Below are 20,482 nucleotides of genomic sequence, written 5' to 3'. Positions count from 1 at the left end.
GGGGGGGTGGCTGGTGGGCCCCCCCCCCTCGCGGTGGGGCCCCCCCCCCCCCCCCCCCCCCCCGTCTTGTTTTTGGTGTGGGGGGCGGGCGGGGGGGGGCCCCCCCGGGCGCAGGGAGATACGCCCTATTTCTTGATCACGGCGTTGGCCTTGGCAGCCGCTTCCTTCAAGCCTGCCTCGGGGTCGCCGCCGAGATAGATCTTCTGCATGGCATCCGAGGTGATCTGGGCGACTTCTTCCCAGCCGGGGATGACCGGCGCAAAGCGGGCGTCGGGCAGCAGCGCGGTGAACGCTGCCAGATCGGCATTGTTGACGTAATAGTCCATCTTGGCCTCTTCCTTGTTCACCGGCAGGAAGCCTTCCCCTTGCGTGAACTTGGCGCGCTGTTCGGTGGTGAACAGGAAGTCGAGCAGCTTCCAGGCCTCATCCTTGTTCTTGGAATTCTTGAACATGATGATGGAATCGGTGACGCCGTACGTGCCGCGCGCGCCGGTCGGTCCGGCGGGGATAGCGGCCACGCCGTATTTCAGGTTCGGCGCCTCGTCCTTGATCTGGTTGGACAGGAAGGGCGCGGTGATCATCATGCCGACCTTGCCCTGCTTGAACAGGTTCTGGACGTCCTCGCGGTTGTTGGAGGTGACGCCGGGTTCCGTCAGGCCTTCGTCGATCATCGACTTGTAGAGCTTGGCGGCTTCGAGCGCGCCCGGCGTGCCGAGGCCCGACGTGCCATCCTTGTTGAGAATCTCGGTGCCTTGCGACCACATCGCATAATAATAATAGACGTCGGTCTCGATCTCCTTGCCTTGCAGGCCGAAGCCGAACGTGCCGGTGCCCAGTGCCTTGATCTTGCGCGCATCCTCCTGCAACTCGGTCCAGGTTGCCGGCGGGTTGGCGATTCCGGCCTTCTCGAACAATTCCTTGTTGTAGTACATGGCGCGCGCCGAGGCCGCGATCGGCAGGCCATAGGTCTTGCCCTCCATGATCGACGGCGACAGGAAGGTGTCGATGAAGCGGTCCTTGAAGTCTGGCTTGATGTAGGCGTCGAGCGGCTCGGCGACATCCTGCTGGACGAAATCGATCAGCCAGCGGGTGCCGATGATCGACAGGTCGGCATTGGTACCGGCCGTGATGTCGGTGGTCAGCTTCTGCAGCAGCACGTCCCACGGCACAACTTCGAACTTGACGGTGATACCCGGGTTGGCTGCCTCGAATTCCTTTTTCACCGCTTCGAAATACGGGCCGGTCTTGGCGCTGTATTCGGCGACGGTTACGCGCACCTCGCCGGCATCTGCCTGCGCGGCCAGGGCGAGCAGGCTCATTCCGGCCATCAGGCCGACAGTCCATTTTGCAAGCTTCATTCGATCTCTCCCATTTGATTGCGCCTGCGCTCTTGCGGCTTCCAGGCGACCAAGGCTTAATGTGACTTTCCTACATTATCCGTGATTTCACGCTGTGCAAGCGGATTATCCTGTTGCTTAATTACATTTCCTAAAATAGCGTTTTCCGACTATCGTGGATCCCAGGGAGGCGCGCAGGGTGGTTTCAACGGCCGAATTCGCGGGCAAGACCGTGCTGGTGACCGGCGCCGGCGGCGGGCTCGGCTCGGCTATTGTGGCGCTGCTGGCCGAACGAGGCGCGCGGGTCGTCGGCTGCGACCAGTCGCAAGATGCGTTGCGCAGCCCACACCTGGCGTCGCGTCACGCCTTCGACCTCCTCGACCGGGCTTCCATCGAGGCGGCGATACCAGCGATCCTTGAGAAAGATGGCGTTCCCGACATGCTGATCAACAATGCCGGCTGGACGCGCGCAGAGACGCTTGCCGCATTGACACCCGATAAGATTGAGCACGAGCTCGACCTCAATCTGACCGGGGTGATGCTGTTCGCCGATCCACTGATCAAGGCGATGGCCGCGCGCGGTTCGGGCAGCGTCGTCTTCATCTCTTCCGTCAACGCCATCGCCCACTTCGGCAACCCGGCCTATGCCGCAGCCAAGGCCGGCATCAATGCCTATGCCAAAGCGATCGCTGTGGAACTCGGCCGCAACGGGCTGCGCGCCAATGTCGTCTGCCCCGGCTCGATCCGCACCGCCGCATGGGACCATCGGCTGGCCAAGAACCCGGATGTTCTCGGCAAGCTCAAGCGGCTCTATCCGCTCGGCCGCATCGTCGACGCCACGGAAGTGGCCGAAGCGGTGGCCTTCCTTGTTTCGGATCGCGCATCGGGGATAACCGGCGCGGTGGTGCCGGTCGACGCCGGACTGACCGCCGGCTTCCTGCCCTTCATCGACGACATATTGGGAGCCTGACCATGACCGATGTCGAGTTCCGCGACCTGTCGAAATCCTTCGGACGCCACAAGATCCTCGAAAACATCAGCCTCGACATCAAGAGCGGCGAGTTCGTCGTGCTGGTCGGCCCTTCCGGCTGCGGCAAGTCGACCTTGCTGCGCATGCTGGCCGGGCTGGAGCCGATCACCGCAGGCGACCTCTTGATCGGCGGCGTGCGCGCCAACGATTTGCCGCCACAGCAGCGTAACATCGCGATGGTCTTCCAGTCCTATGCGCTGTTTCCGCACCTGAAAGCGGCCGACAATATCGGCTTTGGCCCAAAGATCCGCGGCGAAAGCCGCACGGCAATCGACGCCAAGGTGAAAAAGGCCTCTGGCGTCCTCAACCTGTTCTCCTATCTCGACCGCTATCCCCGGGAACTGTCGGGCGGCCAGCGCCAGCGCGTCGCAATGGGCCGCGCCATCGTGCGCGAACCCTCGGTGTTCCTGTTCGACGAGCCGCTCAGCAATCTCGACGCGCAATTGCGCGTGCAGATGCGCACCGAGATCAAGGCGCTGCACCAGCGGCTGAAATCGACCATCGTCTATGTCACCCACGACCAGATCGAGGCCATGACCATGGCCGACCGCATCGTGGTGATGGACCGCGGCAAGATCCAGCAGGTCGGCGCACCGCTGGAGCTCTACGACCGTCCCGCCAACAAATTCGTCGCCTCCTTCATCGGCTCGCCGTCGATGAGTTTTGTCTCCGGCGCCCTGAAGACGACGCCCGATAAAAGCTGGTTCGAATCGGCCGGCGGAGGGCGACTGGCGCTCGGCAGCAAGACGGTGCCGGCTGGCAGCACGGTCGAGGCCGGCATACGGCCCGAACACTTCGTCATCGGCGAGGCTGTCGACGCGATGGCGATCAAGGTCGATGTCGTCGAGCCGACCGGCTCGGAAACCCATGTCTATGGCGCCATCGGCGCTGACACGGTGCGCGCCGTGTTCCGCGATCGGATACAGGTCAAGCCGGGTGAAATGCTGCCGGTCTCGGTCGCGCCTGCAAACATCCATCTGTTCGACACGGCGACAGGCCTGCCGCTATGAGAGCGCCGGCATGAAAACGAAAACACCACGATGAAGACGACAACCCAGAAATGAAAACGCCGGCCGACATCATCACGCGCCTGCAGCTGATGTCGCAGGACGGCACCAAATCGGACCGCCGCCTGGCCGGCCTCGTGCTGACCGATCTCGACTTCGCCTCCAAGGCGGCAATCTCGGAAATTGCCGCGCGCGTCGGCGTCAGCGAGCCGACGGTCACCCGTTTCTGCCGCAATCTCGGCTGCGAGGGTCTGCGCGATTTCAAATTCTACCTGGCGCAGGCGATCGCCATTGGCGGCCAGTATCTATCGCCCGAACCGCTGAACCGCGACGCGCGCGAGCAGCGCATTGCGTCGGCCATCACCGAAGCGGCAATCGCCGCAATCCAGCGCGCCAGCGAAAACCTCGACATGAAGACGCTGGTGGGCGTGGCCGCGCGCATCGTCAGTTCGGGCAATGTGCTGTGCATCGGCTCCGGCGGCATTTCCTCGATGATGGCGACCGAGATGCAGAACCGGCTGTTTCGGCTGGGCGTGCCGGTGCTGGCGCAGATCGACGGGCAATTGCAGCGCATGTATGCCGCGGTCGCTACGTCGGAGACGACGTTGATCGCGTTCTCGGTGTCCGGCTATGCGCGATCGGTCATCGACGCCGTGCAGGTGGCCCAGCAATATGGCGCCACCACCATCGCCGTAACCCCGCCGGAATCAGCGCTCGCCAAGGCCGCCGATACCGTCATCCAGTTCCAGTCGCTGGAGGACGGCAACATCTACAAGCCGACCTCGTCGCGCTATGCTCTGCTGTCGATCATCGACATGATCGTCACCTCCGTGGCCGAGACGCGCGGACCCAGGGTTCTCGAAAACCTGCGCCGCATCAAGCAGAGCGTGAACACGCTGAAGGTCGACGATCCAAAGTTGCCGCTGGGGGATTGAGGACTAACGGCCGAGCGCTTTGATGCTCGTCACCAGCGCCGCCGGATCGCCATTCACGCGTAGCGTCTTCAAGCGAGCGGTAGCGCCAGCAACGACCGACACCGCCGATGCGGGAACTCCCAGCGCCTTGGCGACAAGTCTTTGCAATGCTTGATTGGCGGCGCCATTCTCCGGCACGGCGCGCACGCGGGCTTTTAGGTGGCAGCGCCCGTCGGCCGCCGTCTCCGCGCCTTCGAGCCTGTCCACCGCTGCCTTGGGCGTCAGCCGCACGAACAGGTCGATGCCGTCCTCGCGCAGACGGTACGGCAAGCTGGTGGCAGAGGTCACATCGGCCCGATGCCGAACATCGGCTGAACGGTGTAGTTCAAGAACATGCTGATAAATGTCAGCGCCAAAAGCAGAATGATTGGTGAAATGTCTACACCGCCGAGGTCGGGCAGAAGGCGGCGAATCGGTCGCAAAGCCGGCTCGGTCAGTCGATAGAGCGTGGTACCGATGGAGTTGACGAGCTGATTGCGTGAATTGACGACGTTGAAGGCGTAAAGCCACGAGAAGATGGCCGCGCCGATTATGATCCACCAATAGATACTTAGTGCGGCATGCAGCGTGTAAAAGACGGCGACCATCAGTAGCTCCTTGCGAACGCACGACATGTAGCCACTGCATCCGGAACCGGCAAGACCCGCTTTCCCAAGTGCGCCATGCCGCTATCTTGGTGAGCCGTTTCGTCTTGACAGGAAACCGCAGCCTTCGATAAATGCGCCATCCGCTGGACGGGGCTGTAGCTCAGCTGGGAGAGCGCGTCGTTCGCAATGACGAGGTCAGGAGTTCGATCCTCCTCAGCTCCACCAGCGGATTTTTCCTGCCTGTCGACACATCTGACTTCCGAGACGTCTCGTCAAAGCCCCGTCTTCGCTGCGAGATAGGGCGCCAGGGCAAGCGAGTAGCTGGCGGTCAGATGATGACTGTCCCGCCAGACGATGATGTTGCCGACAACTGCCGGGCATAGTTGCGGCCCGCAAATCGCATCGACCATATCGATAGCGCGCACATTTTTCTGTCCCTCCGCGGCCAGCGCCAACACGTTGCTCCGCTCAATATCGCTCAGTTTGGTGACGCATTTCGTTGGCGTCGAACTCAGGCATTCGCCCGGGTCGAATTTCATATAGGGCGTGTTGCGGATGGCAACGATTTGCGAGCCGGCGTCCGTCAGCCCGCCCCAGAGACTTCGCAGCCCCTCGATCATCACGTCTTGCTGAACCGCTCCGTAATTGGACTGGCTGGTGAAGATCAGATCCGGTTTCAGCTTTAGGATCTCGGCCAGCACCTTTTCGTGCCACTGCGCGCATAAGACGTTGGGTTTGCCATCCGCCGTGATGGCCACGCGGGTGAATGGGCAGGCGGATTTTGTAAAGGTAACCAGTTTGAAGTTGCGGTCCTTTGAGATCTTGTCCAGTGCCGGCACCCACTGGGCTGCATGAGAATCTCCCACCAGAACCATTGTTTTCGCACCCGTGGGATCGCCTAGAGAGCATCGTTTGGGCTCCGAGCTTTCCTCCTGGTGGCACTTCCTTGCATACACGACCGGCACGTCCCGCCTCAGCCGGGCCAGCGGCGGCAGAAGGTTCACACCGTCCGGGACCACGGCGCCGGAGACGAGAGCGGCGGGCCCAGGGTAGGAAGGCGTGCCGATCAGCGCGGTGTCGATGCGTTCGGTCTTCAGAAAGAGCAGCAGGCTGCCGGATGCGGCCACGCATGTGAGAACCGCCGCGGTGCCGTATCCCAGCGGCTTCCACCAGGCGCCGCCCCGAGCTTGCCGGTAGCGCTGCTCAACATATCGATAGGACAGATCCGATAGAAGCAGGGTCGCCGCAATCAGGCCGAAACCGCCGGCAAGGGTCAGCGAATGACCCTGCGCCTGGAAGATGGTGATCAGCGGCCAATGCCATAGATAGACCGAGTAGGAGCGATCGCCGATGAAACGAAGTAGCAAGGAATCGAGCCCACGAAACCGGCCGACTTCAACCTCGCCAGCCAGGATGACAAGCACGGTGGCCAAGGTCGGCAACAACGCACTGACACCGGGAAATGGAGTTGCAGCGGAAAACAGCAAGGCGGACGAAACGATGCCCAGGATGCCGGCAATCGCCAGCCACTGTCTAGTGAGTGCCGCCAGTCGAAACCGGTGTTCGGTCAGCACCAGCAGACCACCCAACGCCAATTCCCACAGGCGGGTATGGCTGACGAAATAGGCCTGGGCCGGATCCGTTGCCGTCAAAACGACAGAGGCGACAAGCGATGCCGCGAAAATGAGCGACATCGCCCCGATCAGGCAGGCTCGCAGCGGAAGGTCACGGCGGCGCGCCAGCCAGATCACGCCGATCATGAGCACCGGCCAGACGATGTAGAACTGCTCTTCGATGGAAAGCGACCAGTAATGTTGCACCGGGCTCGGCAAGGTGTCGGCCTCGAGATAGCTGACCGCAATCGAGGCCAGCCGCCAGTTCTCGACATAAAGAGCGCTCGCCACGATCTGGTTGCCTATTTCCTCCCAGCGCGCCTTTGAGATGAAAAGCAGCGTGCCCAGCAATGCGACCAGCAGCACCAGGGTTGCTGCCGGCAACAACCGTCGCACCCGTCGCGAGTAGAATTCGATCAGTGAGACGCGACCGTCGCGCAGCGCCATCTGTGCCAGCAGGCCGGTGATCAGATAGCCAGAGATGACGAAAAAGACGTCGACGCCGACATATCCGCCAGGCAGCACAGCCGGCCATATGTGATAGACCACGACAAGAGCGACGGCCAGTCCGCGCAACCCCTGTATTTCGGGCCGAAACCGGCGGTCCTGATCGATTGTCACCGGGTATCCCCCAACAGTCTCAGCCGGCCTGGATCAACCGGCCAGTCCCCGCCACGATCTTCATAAGGGCAGAGTGCCGTGAGGCAAGAGCCGATCGCAGCAGTTCATTCCCTTTCCGTCTCCAGCCCGCTCACCAGCGTGTCGACGAAACCCAGCAGCTCACTTTCGAGGTCGGTGGACGCCAGGCCAATGAAACGGTCTTCGAGCGAGATGGCGACGATCCCATGCACGGCGGAGAACAGCGTGCGCGCGCGGGCCAAAAGCTCCGGCGTTGCCGCCGCCGGGAGCAGCGCCGCCAGCGGCTCGACCAGATGCTGGATCAGCACCGCATGTTCGGCCAGATGCCATTCGGGCACCGCCACGCCTGGCGCCATACGGTGCTCGAACAGCGCCTTCCACGCCATGCGATTGTCGCGGGCGAAGCCGAGATAGGCCTCGGCCAGCGCCTTCAGCCTTGCCCTAGGCTCGGCGACGCCGGTCGCCTCTTGCTGCAGGGCCGCCCCCAGCCTGGCCAGTGTGATCGAATTGACGTGCAGGATGAGCTCGTCGAGGTCTGCGAAGGCGGTGTAGAGCGCGCCCAGCGCGCAGCCGGCATCGGCCGTGATGTCGCGCGCACGCAGACCGGCGAGCCCCGAGGACTGGATGCGCGCTTGCGCGGCCTCGATCAGCCTGCCTTTGAGGTCCTCGCGTTTGGCGTCCCGTTTTGCGGTCATTAACCTTCTCTTATGCGCAATTATGAACACCGTTCATTTTCTCCTTGAACGCCGTTCACAATGTGCTACTTTGCCTCATGAACAACGTTCATAGAGGAGAAACGGAAATGTTGAAACAGTTTTTTGCTCTCGTTCGCGGCCGAAGCTACGAAGCCGCCGAGGCGGTCGTCGACCGCAACGCGCTGATAATCCTGCGCCAGCAGATCCGCGATTGCGCCGACGCTATCGCGGCCGCCCGCCGGGCGGTTGCAATTGCCATCGCCCAGAACGAACAGGAAGTCGCGCAGTTCAAGAAGCTTGTCCTCCGCATCGACGATTTGGAGAAGCGCACGATCGCCGCGATCGAGCAGGGACAGAATGAACTGGCCCGCGAAGCCGCCGAAACCATCGCCATGCTGGAAGCCGAACGCGACGCCTCCGCCGAGGCGCAGAAAAGCTTCGGCACCGAGATCGAGCGTCTCAAGCGGATTATCCGCGTCTCCGAAATGCGCCTGCGCGAATTGCAGCGCGGCCAGCGCATCGTTGCCGCGGTCGACTCGACCCAGCGCCTGCGAGAAAGCGCGCCTGGCTCCAGCCTGTCGGCGCTCAGGGACGCCGAGGAGACGCTGCTGCGCCTGCGCACCAGGCAAAAGCAGATCGACGCCACCGCGGCCGCCATGGCCGAGATGGAACAGTCGGGCGATCCTGCCGCGGTCTCAGAGAAGCTTGCGGCCGCCGGCTGCGGCGCGCCGCTGAGAAGCAGCGCCGACGCCGTGCTCGAACGGCTCACGAAGACCATGACCAAGCCGGCCTGATTGTTATCCAGTCTGATTGTATCCGGCCTGATGGTATCCAGCCTGATTGTATCCAGCCTGAAACAGACCCACGCCCAACCAACCTAACCTTGAAACGAAAGGACCATATCGATGACCCCGAACACCTATTCCCCCAAGGACTCAAGCGCCTGGAAGACCTTCACCATGGCCAGTTTCGCCGTTGCCGCCACAATGATGGCCGGCGGCATCTACTTCATGGAGGCGAGCTTCGCCGCCAAGGGGTTTTATGCCATGGCCGCCATCATGCTCGTGCACACCTCGATCACCATCACCAAGACACTGCGCGACTCGGAAGAGGCAAGCCGCTTCATCAACCGGCTGGAAGACGCCAAGACCGAGAAGTTGCTGATGGAAGTCAGCCGCAGTAACGAAGTGTAACCGGGTTCCCGCTAAACAAGGCTCAACGCGCAAGACCGCTGATCAATCCAGCCAGGATTTTAATCGGTCTTGCCCAATGGAAGTCGCCGCTATGGAAATCGCCCCGATCAACCGACCGACAGCTCATCTGATGACGTCCAGGCGCTTTGCGCCCTTGTTCTGGACGCAGTTCCTGTCCGCCTTCAACGACAATTTCCTCAAGAACACGCTGGTGTTCCTTATTCTGTTCACGCTGGCGGCGGACCAGGCGGCATCACTGGTCACCTTGGCGGGCGCCGTCTTCATGGCCCCCTTCCTGCTCCTGTCGGCGCTCGGCGGCGAGCTCGCCGACCGCTTCGACAAGGCTCTCATAGCCAAGCGTCTGAAATTCGCCGAGATCGCCGCGGCGGGTGTCTCCGTCGTCGGCATCGCCCTGTCGTCCATTCCCGTGCTGATGACGGCGCTGTTGATGTTCGGCATCATCTCGGCGCTGTTCGGACCGATCAAATACGGAATCCTGCCCGATCACCTCGAACGCAAGGAACTGCCCAAGGCCAACGCCTGGATCGAGTCAGCCACGTTTGCCGCGATTCTCGGCGGCACCATAGCCGGCGGCGTCGTTTCCGCCGATGGTATCGGCGTCGCGGTGTTCGGACCGATCATGATGGCGCTCGCCGTCGGTTGCTGGCTCGTCAGCCGCTATATCCCGTCCACCGGTTCGGCGGCGCCCGACCTTGTCATCGACAAGAACATCTTCCGCTCGACCTGGCGCCAGGTCACCGAATTGCGCACCGACACGCGCATCTGGCGCGCCGGCCTGATGACGTCTTGGTTCTGGCTGATCGGCGCCATCGTGCTCTCGCTCCTGCCGGTGCTGATCAAGGATTCGCTCGGCGGCAACGAAATGGCCGTCACCGTCTACCTCGCCGTGTTCGCCGTCTCGATCGCCATCGGTTCGGCCATCGCCGCCTGGATGTCGCAGGGCCGCATCGTGCTGTTGCCGGCACCGGTCGGCACGGCGCTGCTCGCCCTGTTCGGCCTGCATCTCGCCTGGACCATCTCCGGCATGACGCCGTCGCCCCAGGCGGAAACCCTTGGCGCATTCTTCGCCGGCCCAAACACGATCCGCGTCGCCATCGACCTCGCCGGCATGGCCATTGCAGCCGCTTTCCTGGTGGTGCCGACCTTCGCCGCCGTGCAGGCCTGGTCGCCCGAAGCGCGGCGCGCCCGGGTCGTCGCCGCCGTCAGTATCGTCAATGCCGGCTTCATGACTGGCGGCGGCATCATCATGGCCCTGATCCAGACGAAGGTCTCGACCGGCGGCATCCTGTTCGGCCTCGCCGCGGCCAATGCGATTGCCGCCTGGCTGATGCTGAAATATTTGCCGACGAACCCCTTCCGTGACTTCGTCTCCATCCTGTTCCGCGCTTTCCTGCGCCTCGAAGTCGAGGGCATGGAAAACCTCAAGGCGGCCGGCAAGGCGCCGATCCTGGCGCTCAACCATGTCAGCTTCCTCGACGGTCCGCTCGCCTTGACGCTGACCGATGAGGAGCCGGTCTTCGCCATCGACTACACCATTGCCCAGGCCTGGTGGATGAAGCCGTTCATGAAACTTGCCCGCGCTTTGCCGCTCAACCCGGCCAAGCCGATGTCGACCCGCACGCTGATCAAGATCGTGCAGGGCGGCGATCCGCTGGTGATCTTCCCGGAGGGACGCATCACGGTGACCGGCGGCCTGATGAAGGTCTATGACGGCGCCGCCATGGTTGCCGACAAGACCGGCTCGATGGTTGTGCCGGTGCGCATCGACGGGCTGGAGAAGACCTACTTCTCGCGGCTGAGCTCGCAGCATGTGCGCCGCCGCCTGTTCCCGAAGGTCAAGGTGACCATTCTGGAACCGGTCAAGCTCGAGGTGCCGCAAGAGCTGAAGGGCCGCAAGCGCCGCGCCGCGGCGGGTTCCGCGCTCTACCAGGTGATGTCGGATCTCGTTTTCCGCACCCAGGACATCGACAAGACCGTACTGGAAAAGATCATGGAGACGGCGAACGAACGCGGCATGAAACAGCTCGCAGTTCAGGATCCGGTCACCGGTTCTCTCAGCTACAGCAAGCTGCTCACGGCTGCCGCCGTGCTTGGTGAGAAGTTCCAGAACCTTTATGCCGACCAGCAGACGCTGGGCATCATGCTGCCCAACGCCAACGGCTCTTGCGCGACGCTGCTCGGCGTCATGTCCGCCGGCAAGGTTCCGGCGATGATGAACTTCACCGCAGGTGCCGCCAATATTCTGTCCGCCTGCAAGGCCGCCGAAGTCCGCACCGTGCTGACGTCCCGCGCGTTCGTCGAACAGGCAAAGCTCGGCGCTGTAGTCGAGGAACTCGGTCGCTCGGTCGACATCGTGTGGCTCGACGATCTCAGAAAGACCATCAGTCTCAAGGATAAGCTGCTCGGCTTGCTGCGCAAGTCGACGCCGCGCGCGAAACGCAAGCCCGGCGATGCGGCGGTGATCCTGTTCACCTCGGGTTCGGAAGGCACGCCGAAGGGCGTCGTTCTGACCCACCGCAACATCCTGGCCAACGCCGCCCAGGCGGCGTCGCGTATCGACTTCCATTCGGGCGACAAGGTGTTCAACGTGCTGCCGATCTTCCACTCCTTCGGCATGACCGCGGGCACGGTGCTGCCGTTGATCTCCGGCGTGCCGGTCTATTTCTACCCCTCGCCGCTGCACTACCGCCTCGTGCCGGAACTGATCTACGGCTCGAACGCGACGATCATCTTCGGCACCGACACCTTCCTCTCCGGCTATGCCCGCACCGCGCACCCCTACGACTTCCGCTCGATACGCTATTGTTTTGCCGGCGCGGAACCGGTCAAGACAGCGACGCGCATGACCTATATGGAGAAGTTCGGCCTACGCATCCTCGAGGGCTACGGCGTCACCGAGACGGCGCCGGTGATCTCCATCAACACGCCGATGTACAATCGCTCTGGAACCGTCGGCAAGATCATGCCCGGCATGGAATACCGCCTCGATCCGGTCCCCGGCGTCGACGAAGGCGGCCGGCTGTTCGTGCGCGGCCCCAATGTCATGGCCGGTTATCTCCGGGCCGAGAAGCCCGGCGTGCTCGAACCGCTGGAGGACGGCTGGCATGATACGGGCGACGTCGTCGCTATCGACGAAGGCGGCTTCATCACCATTCGCGGCCGCGCCAAGCGCTTCGCCAAGATCGGCGGCGAGATGATCTCGCTCGCCGCTGTCGAAGCGCTGGCCGGCGAATTGTGGAAGGGCTCGCTGTCGGCGGTCGCCACGGTGCCCGACGCGCGCAAGGGCGAAAAGCTGATCCTCATCACTGAGGCATCCGGCGCCACACGAGCGGAATTCCTCGCCTACGCCAAGGCCAACGGCGCCATGGACCTGATGGTCCCGGCCGAAGTGCGGGTGGTCTCAAAGGTACCGGTCCTTGGCTCCGGCAAGCTCGACTTCGCGGCCGTGACAAAAATGGTGCGCGACGAAGAGGCCTTGAAGACCAAGGCCGCCTGACCCGGCTACGGCAACGGGCCGACGCAAGAGCCGGCCCGTTCAGTATGATCAACCCTTCGCATGCCGCTGCGAGATCAGCATCGCCATGCGCTGCACTGCCCGCAGCTCCATTTCCACGCCCGGCGACGATGCCAGCGCCGGCATGTTGAGCGCCACCACGGTCAGCGGATCGAGCGTCGCCAGCAGCACATGGGTCGCCTCATATTTCTCGAACAGCCATGCCAACTGCTCGCGTATGTTCTCGTCCACGGGTGAATCCGGCTGGACATCGGCGAGCGAGCGCACGGGCTCCTGCTCCAGTGCCCGGGCCAGCACCTTGAGGTCGAAATCACCGAGGTCGGCTGCCGGCAGGATCAGCGCGCCGTCGACAAGGATATGGCTCTGCAGGCCGCGCAGGAAGCGCGCCGAATCGGTGAGATCACCCTCGGCCATATGCTTCAGCAACGAGTCGCGGCGCTTCTCCGCGGTGAGGCTGACGCTGTCATTGTAGATGACTGCCAGCAGCGTCGCCGACAGCACGATCACCACGCCCTGCACACTGCCGCGCCAGCCGAGATCGTCGATGCCGCCCAGCGCCAGCCCGGCGAAAACCGAGCTCAGCGTAATCACGGTAAAGGCGCCGATCGTGTCGCGATGGCCGAGGCTCGCGCGTCCAAGGCCGATCGTCAGCCAACACAGGAACAGGATGGCGATGCCGCCAAGCCGAACCGGCACTTCGAACAGGCCGGGCCGGTAGTCGGTGACCATGAACGGAATGATCAACAGCAGCGACAGCGCCATGCGCTCGACCGTGCGGTTTTCGGCCGCCGACAGGCTGTCGCGATCGCGCGTCATCACCAGCCAGCCGATGGCGAGAAAACCTCCGAACTGGAAGGCAAGTAGTACCGCCATCCGCCATGGCTCGGCAAAGCGTTCCGGGATCGGCGCCAGCAGTAGAAACAGCAGGGCGCCGCCGGCGGCAAAGAACTTTAGCGCAAACGGCGCATGCCGGCGCAACAGCCCCTCGGTCAGCAGCAGTGCGGCCAGCGGCAGCAGACCCGCCGCCGCGATGGTGACGAAGCGGAAGAGTGCGAGGCCGGTAGTCCAGTCGAGGATGCGGCAGGCGAGCAGAACCGTCAGCACCCGCAAACCGAACAGAAAACGCCGCGACAGCGGATCGCCCGTGTCGCGCCCGCCTATGATCGATATCACGACAAGCAGGCCAACCAGCGCCGCTAGCGAGGTGATGGTGTCGGCGACGAGCGTGCCGTCGAGGTTCATCATCGGCCGGCTGCCATCAGCTTGCGGATAAACCGAGACGCCACGAATGAAGCCATCAGCGTGTCCATGGTCTCAGCACATTCCATTGGCGGGTGCTATCGGCCCAGTGAACCACCGGCAGCACCAGCCGCTGCAGCGTGGCGGCCGCGCCGGCCACGGCAAGTGCTGCAAGCGAGCGGCGCGGAACCGTGTCGGCGAGAAAGGTGCGCGCCGACTGGAAGCTCATCTGGCCGATCTGCAGCACGTCGTCGCCGCGCCCGTAGTCGAGTTCCTTGCGGCAGAACTCGTTAAAGGTCTCCTCGCGGTGCTTGGCCGTCTCGTCGAAGGTTTTCTTCAGATCGTCCGAGCCGCCCGTATAGGCATTGGTGATGACGAAACGCTCTTCGTCGAAACCCGCTTCGGGGCCGACGCCGAAGACATGGCGGTGCCGCGCCATGATCTGCCGCGCCAGAAGCACATGGGTCAGCGAGCGCCGCGCGCCGGCATGCGGTCCGGGAAACACATTGCTGAACGCCTCCGCGACCATGCCGACGACGGCCGGCACCTGGCTGACGTTGGAGATCCAGATCGGCCTGAACTGGTTGCGCAAAAACATCAGGAAGCAGGTCAGGCCGTAGAGGATCCAGCTGAGACCGCGGCTGCGCTCGTCCGGATCGATCATGACCAGACCGAGGTGCAAGACTTCATAGGGCTTGCCGGCCAGCGAAATCTCCATCAGCGCCAGCGCGTTGAAGGCGATCGGCCGCCCGTCGCTGCGGCGATAGACGATGGTGATGATGGAATGTTCCAGCCGGCTGCGGTCACCGGAAAACACACCGTAGGTCAGGCTGCCGACTTTCAGCGTCTTCGACGCCACCAGCCGCAGATCGCTGCTCAACTGCTCCAGCTCGGCCGCCTTCATCCAGCGCCCGGGCCGCTCCACGACACGCGTCTCGTAGTCGGCGGATACGCGCATGCGCACATCCATGAACCGACCCGGCAGCAGCTGCAGAACCGCCTTGAGCACTATTTTTCCCCGTGGCAAGAACTCCGACCGTATAGTGGCCGCCGTCCACCTAAGACGCGGTAAACCCGAGACGGCAGTTCTTGGTTGTACTCAACAAAGTAAAAGAACAGCTGCCAGCCAGTGCGGGCTCAGCTTTCCGCAGCAACCAGATGGCCGCCGCCGACATCGTTCAGCGCCAGCTTCAGCGGCGCCTCCCCGATCCTGCGGGTGGCGCTCGGGATTTCCTGGTCGAGGCGCGCGAAGCGCGTTCTGCGCTGCGCCGGATCGGGCACCGGCACGGCGTCGATCAGCCGCCTGGTGTAGGGATGGCGCGGGTTGGAAAACACCTGGTCGCGCGTGCCCATCTCGACGATCTGGCCGAGATACATGACGGCAACGCGGTCGGAAATGTTCTCGACCACCGCCATGTCGTGCGAGATGAAGAGATAGGCGACGCCGAATTCGCGCTGCAATTCCTTCAGCAAATCGAGCACACGCGCCTGCACCGAGACGTCGAGCGCGGAGACGCTTTCGTCAGCGATGATCAGTTTTGGTCGTAGCGCCAGCGCTCGGGCGATGCAGACGCGCTGGCGCTGGCCACCGGAGAATTCGTGCGGGTAAAGCTCCATCTGGTCGGCCGACAGGCCGACACGCTCGAACAGCGCCCCCACTCGTTCGCGGCGCTCGTCCTTGGAGGCGATGCCATGAATCACCAGCGGCTCGGCGACGAGCTCGCCGACGCGCATGCGCGGATCGAGCGAAGCGAAGGGATCCTGGAAAATCATCTGGACGTCACGGCACACCGCCTTGCGCTCGTCGCGGCCAAGACCGGAGAGATTGCGCCCGCCAATGACGATGTCGCCGCTATACGGCGCCAGTCCGGCCAGCGCCTTGGCGGTCGTCGACTTGCCGCAGCCGGATTCGCCGACCAGAGCAAGCGTTTCGTTGGGCGCGATCGAGAAGCTGACGCCCTCGACGGCGTGGACGCGGCGGGTGACCTGGCCAAAGATGCCGCCACGCAGATCGAAGCGGACATGCAGGTCGTTGATCTCGGCGACATTGGCCGGTTTCAAGACGTCAATCGCATCCCTGGATTTCTGTCGACCGACGCCACTGCCGATGCGCGGCACGGCAGCCAGCAGTTCGCGCGTATAGTCGGCCTGCGGCTGGACAAAAATATCCGATGTCGTGCCTTCTTCGACCATGCGGCCGTCGCGCATGACGATGACCCGGTCGGCCATTTCGGCAACCACGCCCATATCGTGGGTGATCAGGATGACGCTGGTGCCATGCTGGCGCTGCAGGTCGCGCAACAGTTCCAGCACTTCGCCTTGCACGGTGACGTCGAGCGCCGTCGTCGGTTCGTCGGCGATCAGCACGTCGGGCTCGAGCGCCAGCGCCATGGCGATCATCACCCGCTGGCGCATGCCGCCGGAGAGTTCGTGCGGAAACTGCTTTAACCGGCTTTCCGCCTCCGAAATGCGCACCGCCTTCAACGCCTCGATGGCGCGCCGGCGGGCTTGCGCCGACGACAGGCTGGTATGCGCCTCGATTGATTCGGTGAGTTGCCGGCCGATCGACAGAACCGGGTTGAGCGAGGTCATCGGCTCCTGGAAGATCATGGCGATGCGGTCGCCGCGAATGCGCCGCATCTGGCGTTCGTCGAGGGTTGCTAGGTCGGTGTCGCCCCGATTCCCATCCCGAAGACGGATCATGCCTGACGATATGCGCGCCGCCGGCTGCGGCAAAAGCTGCATGATCGCCAGCGCGGTCATCGACTTGCCGGAGCCGGATTCGCCGGCAATGCAGAGCGTCTCGCCGCGCGCCAGCGTCAGCGACAGGTTGGAGACGACATCGCGCTCGCCGTCCTCGCCGCGCACGCTGACGGAGAGGTTGGCGATGGAGAGGATGGGGTTGTCGGCGAGGGTCATTGTGGGTGGAGCCCTGCGACGGATTGGTTCCGTCGCACCATTCGCACAAACCTTGGCGCTGACCCCCACCCGGACCTCCGGTCCGACCTCCCCACAAGGGGGAGGTAGGGTGGCAGCGCTTTACCCTCCCCCTTGTGGGGAGGGTCGCTGCGAAGCAGCGGGGTGGGGGTGCGGCGCCGACGTACCGTCATTCAAACACGCAACGCGGAAAATAGAACGACACCACCCAGTTCGGCATGTCGACGATCTCGCTGATGCGCAGGTCCCCGCACACCGAGGCCAGCATATAGGCCTCGACCGGATCGATCTGGTAACGCCCAGCGAGCAGATCGACCATCTGCGCCACCGCCTCCTTCGCGCCCGCCATCAGATCCGGCCCAATCCCCGTCGTCACCTCGTAACCCTTGGCGTCGAGATGGCGCGTCACCGGGCCCGGCGTGGTGAAGCGCGGCGTCTTCAGCCTGGCGTCCTTGACAAGGTCGAGCTTGAGCACGACGTCCATCGGGCTCTCGATCGCCGTGCCGCAGACCTCGCCATCGCCTTGTGCGGCGTGCGTATCGCCGACCGAGAACAGCGCGCCGGCCACCTCAACCGGCAGATAGAGCGTCGTGCCGGCAGCGAGATCGCGGATGTCGAGATTGCCGCCGACCCGCCGTGGCGGCACCACCGAGTGAAGCCCCATCTCAGCCGGCGCATTGCCGATGGTGCCGGCGAACGGCTTCAGTGGCACGCGCGCGTTTTTCCCGAACAGCGCCGGTTCGAGCGCGGCTGCATCGTATTTCCAGATGTTCAGCGCCGGTTCCGTGAAGTCGTCGGCGAGCAGGCCGAAACCGGGAATGTTCGCCGTCCAACCGAAGCCGGACGGTTTGAACATCTCGATCGTCACCTTGAGCGCGTCACCCGGCTCGGCGCCCTCGACGAAGATCGGCCCGGTCACCGGGTTGACCCCGGCGAAGTCGAGCTTGACGATTTCGGCGACCGTGCTGTCGGCGTTCAGCTGGCCGCCGGCGGCATCGAGGCACTGGAACTCGATGGTCGCGCCGGGCGCCACCCGCTCGGCCGGGATAAAGGAATTGTCCCAGCCGAAATGGTGATGGCGCCCATGGATGGTGTAGTCGCAGCTATTGCACATCTTTTACGTACACATTGTCATAGTTGATCGGGATATGGACCGGGTCGACATAGAGGTTGTCGGCGCCGCCCATTCGGGCGGATTTCATGGTGAAGCGCTGTTCGTTGAAGACCGGCGCCCAGGGCGCGTCTTCCATCACCTTGTCGTAGATGGCGCTCCACATCTTGTCGCGTTCGCCGGCCTTTGCCGGGTCGACCACAGAATCCGCCTCGGCCGCCTTGGCGTCGAGGTCCTTATTGCAGTACCACGACCAGTTCCAGCCGCCCGGCACCGCGCCGGCGCAGCCGAGGATCGGGCCGTAGAAATTCGACGGATCGGGGAAGTCGGCGATCCAGGCCATGCCGCCCGACCAGATCATCGGCGCGCCGGCCTTGTCACCGCCGGCGGCGATGACATTGGCCTGCGCCAGCGACTGGATGCTGGCCTTGATGCCGATGGCCGCCAGGTCCTGCTGGATCGCCTGGGCAATGCGCGGGTTGGGATCGGTGTTCATGGCGAACAGCTGCGTGTCGAAACCATCGGGATGACCGGCCTCGGCCAGCAGCGCCTTGGCCTTGGCTACGTCATAGGGATAACCTTTGTATTCCTTGTCGTAGCCCGGCATCGACGGCGGCAGCGGCTGGTTGGCCGGCACGGCGCGGCCGTTGATGATCTGGATGATGCGCGCCTTGTTGAGCGCCATGTTGACGGCCTGACGCACCTTCACATTGTCGAACGGCGCCATGGTAGTGTTCATGGTGACGTAGCCGGTGTGCAGCTGACCGCCTTCGACGACGCGCGCCTTCTGCTCGGGATCGGCCATCACCTCCTGGAATTTTGCCGGCGCAATGCCGTCCCCGGGCACATCGATCTCGCCCTTCTGCAAGCGCAGCAGCGCCACGATCGGTTCCTGGCCGATCTCGAAGGTGATCTTGTCGAGATGCGGCAGGCCCTTGTGCCAGTAATCCGCATTGCGCTCGAAGACGATGCGTTGGCCGAGTGTCCACTCGGCGAGCTTGAAGGCGCCGGTGCCCACCGGATGCTTGCCGAAATCGGCGCCATATTTCTCGACCTCTTCCTTCGGCACGACATGGGCGAAATTGATGGCCATGACATGCAGGAAGGTGGCGTCGGGCCGGGTCAGCTCGAACTTCACCGTGTAGGGATCGACGACGGTGACGCCGGAAAGGCCTTCGGCCTTGCCGGCGGCGACATCGTCATAGCCCTTGATCGAGCCGAAGAAGCCAGCGCCGGGGCTCTGCGTCTTCGGATTGGTGACGCGGTCAAGCGAATATTTCACGTCGTCGGCCGTCATCTCGCGGCCATTGTGGAATTTCACGCCATGGCGCAGCTTGAAGGTGAAGGTCTGGCCGTCGGGCGAAATCTCGTAGCTTTCGGCGAGGTCGGGCTTCAAATTGGTGGTGCCCGGCTCGTAATCCATCAGCCCATCGAACAGGCTCTTGATCATCGACCAGTTCTGCCAGTCATAGCCGATCGCCGGATCGAGGGTCGCAACATCGTCCTTGTAGGTGATGGTGATGGCGCCGCCTTGCTTGGCGTTGGGATCGACCGTGTCTTCGGCGCGGACGCTTGTCATGCCGAGCATGAGGGCCAAGGCGGATGCCGCGACTGTGGATGCGAGAAACTTTTTCATTGTTGTGTTCCCTTTCTCTGTTTCATTTTCATCTGAGCTTGATGCGGGGATCGATGAACGGCGCGATGATGTCGGCGAGCAGATTGCCGAGCACGATGGCGAAGGCCGACACCAGCGTGACGCCCATGATGATCGGAATGTCGACGCGCTGGATCGCCTGCCACGCCAGCTGACCGATGCCGGGCCAGCCGAACACGCTTTCGACGACGACGATGCCGCCCATGAAGATGCCGATGTCGATGCCGATCATGGCGATGACCGGCAGGATGGCATTCGGCAGTGCGTGGCGGAATATGATGGCGCTGCGCGCCAGGCCCTTGGCCCGCGCCGTGCGGACATAATCCTGGCGCAGGACGTCTATCATCGACGAGCGCATCATGCGCGCATACCAGCCGGCGCCGAGTACGCCCATGGTCAACGACGGCAGCACCAGATGGCGCCATGTGCCGTAGCCGCCGATCGGAAACCAGCTTAGCCGCACGGCAAAGACGTAGAGCAGCAACAGGCCAACCACGAATTGCGGCGCCGAGACGCCGACGAAGGAGGCGACCATCAGCGTCTGGTCGGTGGCGGTGCCGCGCTTGACGGCCGCGATCAGGCCCATCGAGAGCCCGATCAGCAATTCGCAAAGGATGGCGCCGACCATCAAAAGCAGGCTGGCCGGCAGCCGCGAGACGATGAGTTCGGTGACCTCCGAGCGCTGGATGTAGGAGCGGCCGAGATCGCCGCTGAGTAGCTTCGTCAGATAGTGCCAGTACTGGACCACGAAAGGCTGGTCGAGGCCGAGTTGCTGGCGGATGTTTTCCACCGTCTGCGGCGTGGCACTGCGGCCGGCGATCTGCCGCACCGGGTCGGCCGGCAAGAGGTAGAGCAGCGCAAAAGTGATCAGCGAGACGCCAAGCAGGATGAGCAGCGACTGGATCAGCCGGCGGCCGAGATAGGCGATCAT

General features: G+C 63.4%; 17 protein-coding genes and 1 tRNA gene. 7 read left to right on the top strand and 11 right to left on the bottom strand.

Annotated features, from left to right (window positions below):
• Positions 1-125 precede the first annotated feature (125 nt).
• Positions 126-1,358 (bottom strand): ABC transporter substrate-binding protein, encoded by a 1,233-nt coding sequence (locus tag NKI15_RS24875; RefSeq protein ID WP_023668607.1) that lies wholly within the window; start codon positions 1,356-1,358, stop codon positions 126-128.
• A gap of 178 nt (positions 1,359-1,536) precedes the next feature.
• Here NKI15_RS24875 and NKI15_RS24870 point away from each other — a divergent pair, with 178 nt between their 5' ends.
• The 3 genes from NKI15_RS24870 to NKI15_RS24860 are packed head-to-tail and all read left to right on the top strand — an operon-like array spanning position 1,537 to position 4,309.
• Positions 1,537-2,307 (top strand): SDR family NAD(P)-dependent oxidoreductase, encoded by a 771-nt coding sequence (locus NKI15_RS24870; RefSeq protein WP_023704977.1) that lies wholly within the window; start codon positions 1,537-1,539, stop codon positions 2,305-2,307.
• Between the two features lie 2 nt (positions 2,308-2,309).
• Positions 2,310-3,377: an ABC transporter ATP-binding protein gene (locus NKI15_RS24865; RefSeq protein WP_023732931.1), complete on the top strand. Its 1,068-nt coding sequence runs from the start codon at positions 2,310-2,312 to the stop codon at positions 3,375-3,377.
• Positions 3,378-3,427: 50 nt separating this feature from the next.
• A complete protein-coding gene (locus NKI15_RS24860; protein ID WP_023704979.1) occupies positions 3,428-4,309 on the top strand; it encodes a MurR/RpiR family transcriptional regulator in 882 nt (293 codons plus the stop codon).
• Positions 4,310-4,312: 3 nt separating this feature from the next.
• Here the strand turns inward: NKI15_RS24860 and NKI15_RS24855 are convergent, their stop codons facing one another.
• On the bottom strand, positions 4,313-4,636 hold the full coding sequence (locus NKI15_RS24855) for a DUF167 family protein (RefSeq protein ID WP_023704980.1): 324 nt from the start codon (positions 4,634-4,636) through the stop codon (positions 4,313-4,315).
• The gene (locus NKI15_RS24850) at positions 4,633-4,935 is read right to left on the bottom strand and encodes a YggT family protein (protein WP_023704981.1); all 303 of its coding nucleotides are present in this window, start codon (positions 4,933-4,935) and stop codon (positions 4,633-4,635) included. Before NKI15_RS24850 ends, NKI15_RS24855 begins: the two co-directional genes overlap by 4 nt.
• A 149-nt stretch (positions 4,936-5,084) precedes the next feature.
• Between NKI15_RS24850 and NKI15_RS24845 the strand changes: the two genes are divergently transcribed.
• Positions 5,085-5,160: transfer RNA gene (locus tag NKI15_RS24845), tRNA-Ala, on the top strand.
• Between the two features lie 47 nt (positions 5,161-5,207).
• Here the strand turns inward: NKI15_RS24845 and NKI15_RS24840 are convergent.
• Positions 5,208-7,169: an acyltransferase family protein gene (locus NKI15_RS24840; RefSeq protein WP_084013599.1), complete on the bottom strand. Its 1,962-nt coding sequence runs from the start codon at positions 7,167-7,169 to the stop codon at positions 5,208-5,210.
• A gap of 104 nt (positions 7,170-7,273) precedes the next feature.
• Positions 7,274-7,882 (bottom strand): TetR/AcrR family transcriptional regulator, encoded by a 609-nt coding sequence (locus tag NKI15_RS24835; protein ID WP_023704983.1) that lies wholly within the window; start codon positions 7,880-7,882, stop codon positions 7,274-7,276.
• Between the two features lie 107 nt (positions 7,883-7,989).
• On the opposite strand from NKI15_RS24835, the gene NKI15_RS24830 reads away from it, so the two are divergent.
• The 3 genes from NKI15_RS24830 to NKI15_RS24820 all read left to right on the top strand — a co-directional run bounded on the left by NKI15_RS24830 (position 7,990) and on the right by NKI15_RS24820 (position 12,592).
• A complete protein-coding gene (locus tag NKI15_RS24830; protein ID WP_023681449.1) occupies positions 7,990-8,676 on the top strand; it encodes a PspA/IM30 family protein in 687 nt (228 codons plus the stop codon).
• A gap of 111 nt (positions 8,677-8,787) precedes the next feature.
• Entirely contained in the window at positions 8,788-9,075 is a 288-nt protein-coding gene (locus NKI15_RS24825) for a YiaA/YiaB family inner membrane protein (RefSeq protein WP_023668598.1), read from the top strand.
• Positions 9,076-9,166: 91 nt separating this feature from the next.
• The gene (locus tag NKI15_RS24820; protein ID WP_023704984.1) at positions 9,167-12,592 is read left to right on the top strand and encodes an acyl-[ACP]--phospholipid O-acyltransferase; all 3,426 of its coding nucleotides are present in this window, start codon (positions 9,167-9,169) and stop codon (positions 12,590-12,592) included.
• A gap of 48 nt (positions 12,593-12,640) precedes the next feature.
• Here NKI15_RS24820 and NKI15_RS24815 read toward each other — a convergent pair whose 3' ends face one another.
• The 6 genes from NKI15_RS24815 to NKI15_RS24790 form a co-directional block, all read right to left on the bottom strand.
• The gene (locus tag NKI15_RS24815; protein WP_023704985.1) at positions 12,641-13,855 is read right to left on the bottom strand and encodes a hypothetical protein; all 1,215 of its coding nucleotides are present in this window, start codon (positions 13,853-13,855) and stop codon (positions 12,641-12,643) included.
• A 52-nt stretch (positions 13,856-13,907) separates the two neighbouring features.
• Positions 13,908-14,858: a hypothetical protein gene (locus tag NKI15_RS24810; RefSeq protein ID WP_031196424.1), complete on the bottom strand. Its 951-nt coding sequence runs from the start codon at positions 14,856-14,858 to the stop codon at positions 13,908-13,910.
• A gap of 128 nt (positions 14,859-14,986) precedes the next feature.
• Positions 14,987-16,768 (bottom strand): ABC transporter ATP-binding protein, encoded by a 1,782-nt coding sequence (locus NKI15_RS24805; protein ID WP_023704986.1) that lies wholly within the window; start codon positions 16,766-16,768, stop codon positions 14,987-14,989.
• A gap of 187 nt (positions 16,769-16,955) precedes the next feature.
• Complete coding sequence (locus NKI15_RS24800) at positions 16,956-17,900, bottom strand: acetamidase/formamidase family protein (RefSeq protein ID WP_023747348.1); 945 nt, start codon at positions 17,898-17,900, stop codon at positions 16,956-16,958.
• Positions 17,890-19,485: an ABC transporter substrate-binding protein gene (locus NKI15_RS24795; RefSeq protein WP_502898714.1), complete on the bottom strand. Its 1,596-nt coding sequence runs from the start codon at positions 19,483-19,485 to the stop codon at positions 17,890-17,892. The genes NKI15_RS24800 and NKI15_RS24795 overlap by 11 nt, the downstream gene beginning before the upstream one ends.
• Before the next feature lie 76 nt (positions 19,486-19,561).
• Positions 19,562-20,482 (bottom strand): ABC transporter permease, encoded by a 921-nt coding sequence (locus NKI15_RS24790; RefSeq protein ID WP_023698726.1) that lies wholly within the window; start codon positions 20,480-20,482, stop codon positions 19,562-19,564.

The organism is Mesorhizobium sp. M0862 (genome assembly GCF_040319795.1).
GTDB lineage: Bacteria > Pseudomonadota > Alphaproteobacteria > Rhizobiales > Rhizobiaceae > Mesorhizobium.
Note: the sequence above shows the minus strand (reverse complement) of the source record. Positions and strands in the feature narration are given on the sequence as shown.

Coding starts and splice junctions, on each gene's coding strand:
- NKI15_RS24875 (WP_023668607.1), bottom strand. CDS start 1,358: ATGAAGCTTGCAAAATGGACTGTCGGCCTGATGGCCGGAATGAGCCTG.
- NKI15_RS24865 (WP_023732931.1), top strand. CDS start 2,310: ATGACCGATGTCGAGTTCCGCGACCTGTCGAAATCCTTCGGACGCCAC.
- NKI15_RS24860 (WP_023704979.1), top strand. CDS start 3,428: ATGAAAACGCCGGCCGACATCATCACGCGCCTGCAGCTGATGTCGCAG.
- NKI15_RS24850 (WP_023704981.1), bottom strand. CDS start 4,935: ATGGTCGCCGTCTTTTACACGCTGCATGCCGCACTAAGTATCTATTGG.
- NKI15_RS24835 (WP_023704983.1), bottom strand. CDS start 7,882: ATGACCGCAAAACGGGACGCCAAACGCGAGGACCTCAAAGGCAGGCTG.
- NKI15_RS24830 (WP_023681449.1), top strand. CDS start 7,990: ATGTTGAAACAGTTTTTTGCTCTCGTTCGCGGCCGAAGCTACGAAGCC.
- NKI15_RS24825 (WP_023668598.1), top strand. CDS start 8,788: ATGACCCCGAACACCTATTCCCCCAAGGACTCAAGCGCCTGGAAGACC.
- NKI15_RS24820 (WP_023704984.1), top strand. CDS start 9,167: ATGGAAATCGCCCCGATCAACCGACCGACAGCTCATCTGATGACGTCC.
- NKI15_RS24815 (WP_023704985.1), bottom strand. CDS start 13,855: ATGATGAACCTCGACGGCACGCTCGTCGCCGACACCATCACCTCGCTA.
- NKI15_RS24805 (WP_023704986.1), bottom strand. CDS start 16,768: ATGACCCTCGCCGACAACCCCATCCTCTCCATCGCCAACCTCTCCGTC.
- NKI15_RS24800 (WP_023747348.1), bottom strand. CDS start 17,900: ATGTGCAATAGCTGCGACTACACCATCCATGGGCGCCATCACCATTTC.
- NKI15_RS24795 (WP_502898714.1), bottom strand. CDS start 19,485: ATGCTCGGCATGACAAGCGTCCGCGCCGAAGACACGGTCGATCCCAAC.
- NKI15_RS24790 (WP_023698726.1), bottom strand. CDS start 20,482: ATGATCGCCTATCTCGGCCGCCGGCTGATCCAGTCGCTGCTCATCCTG.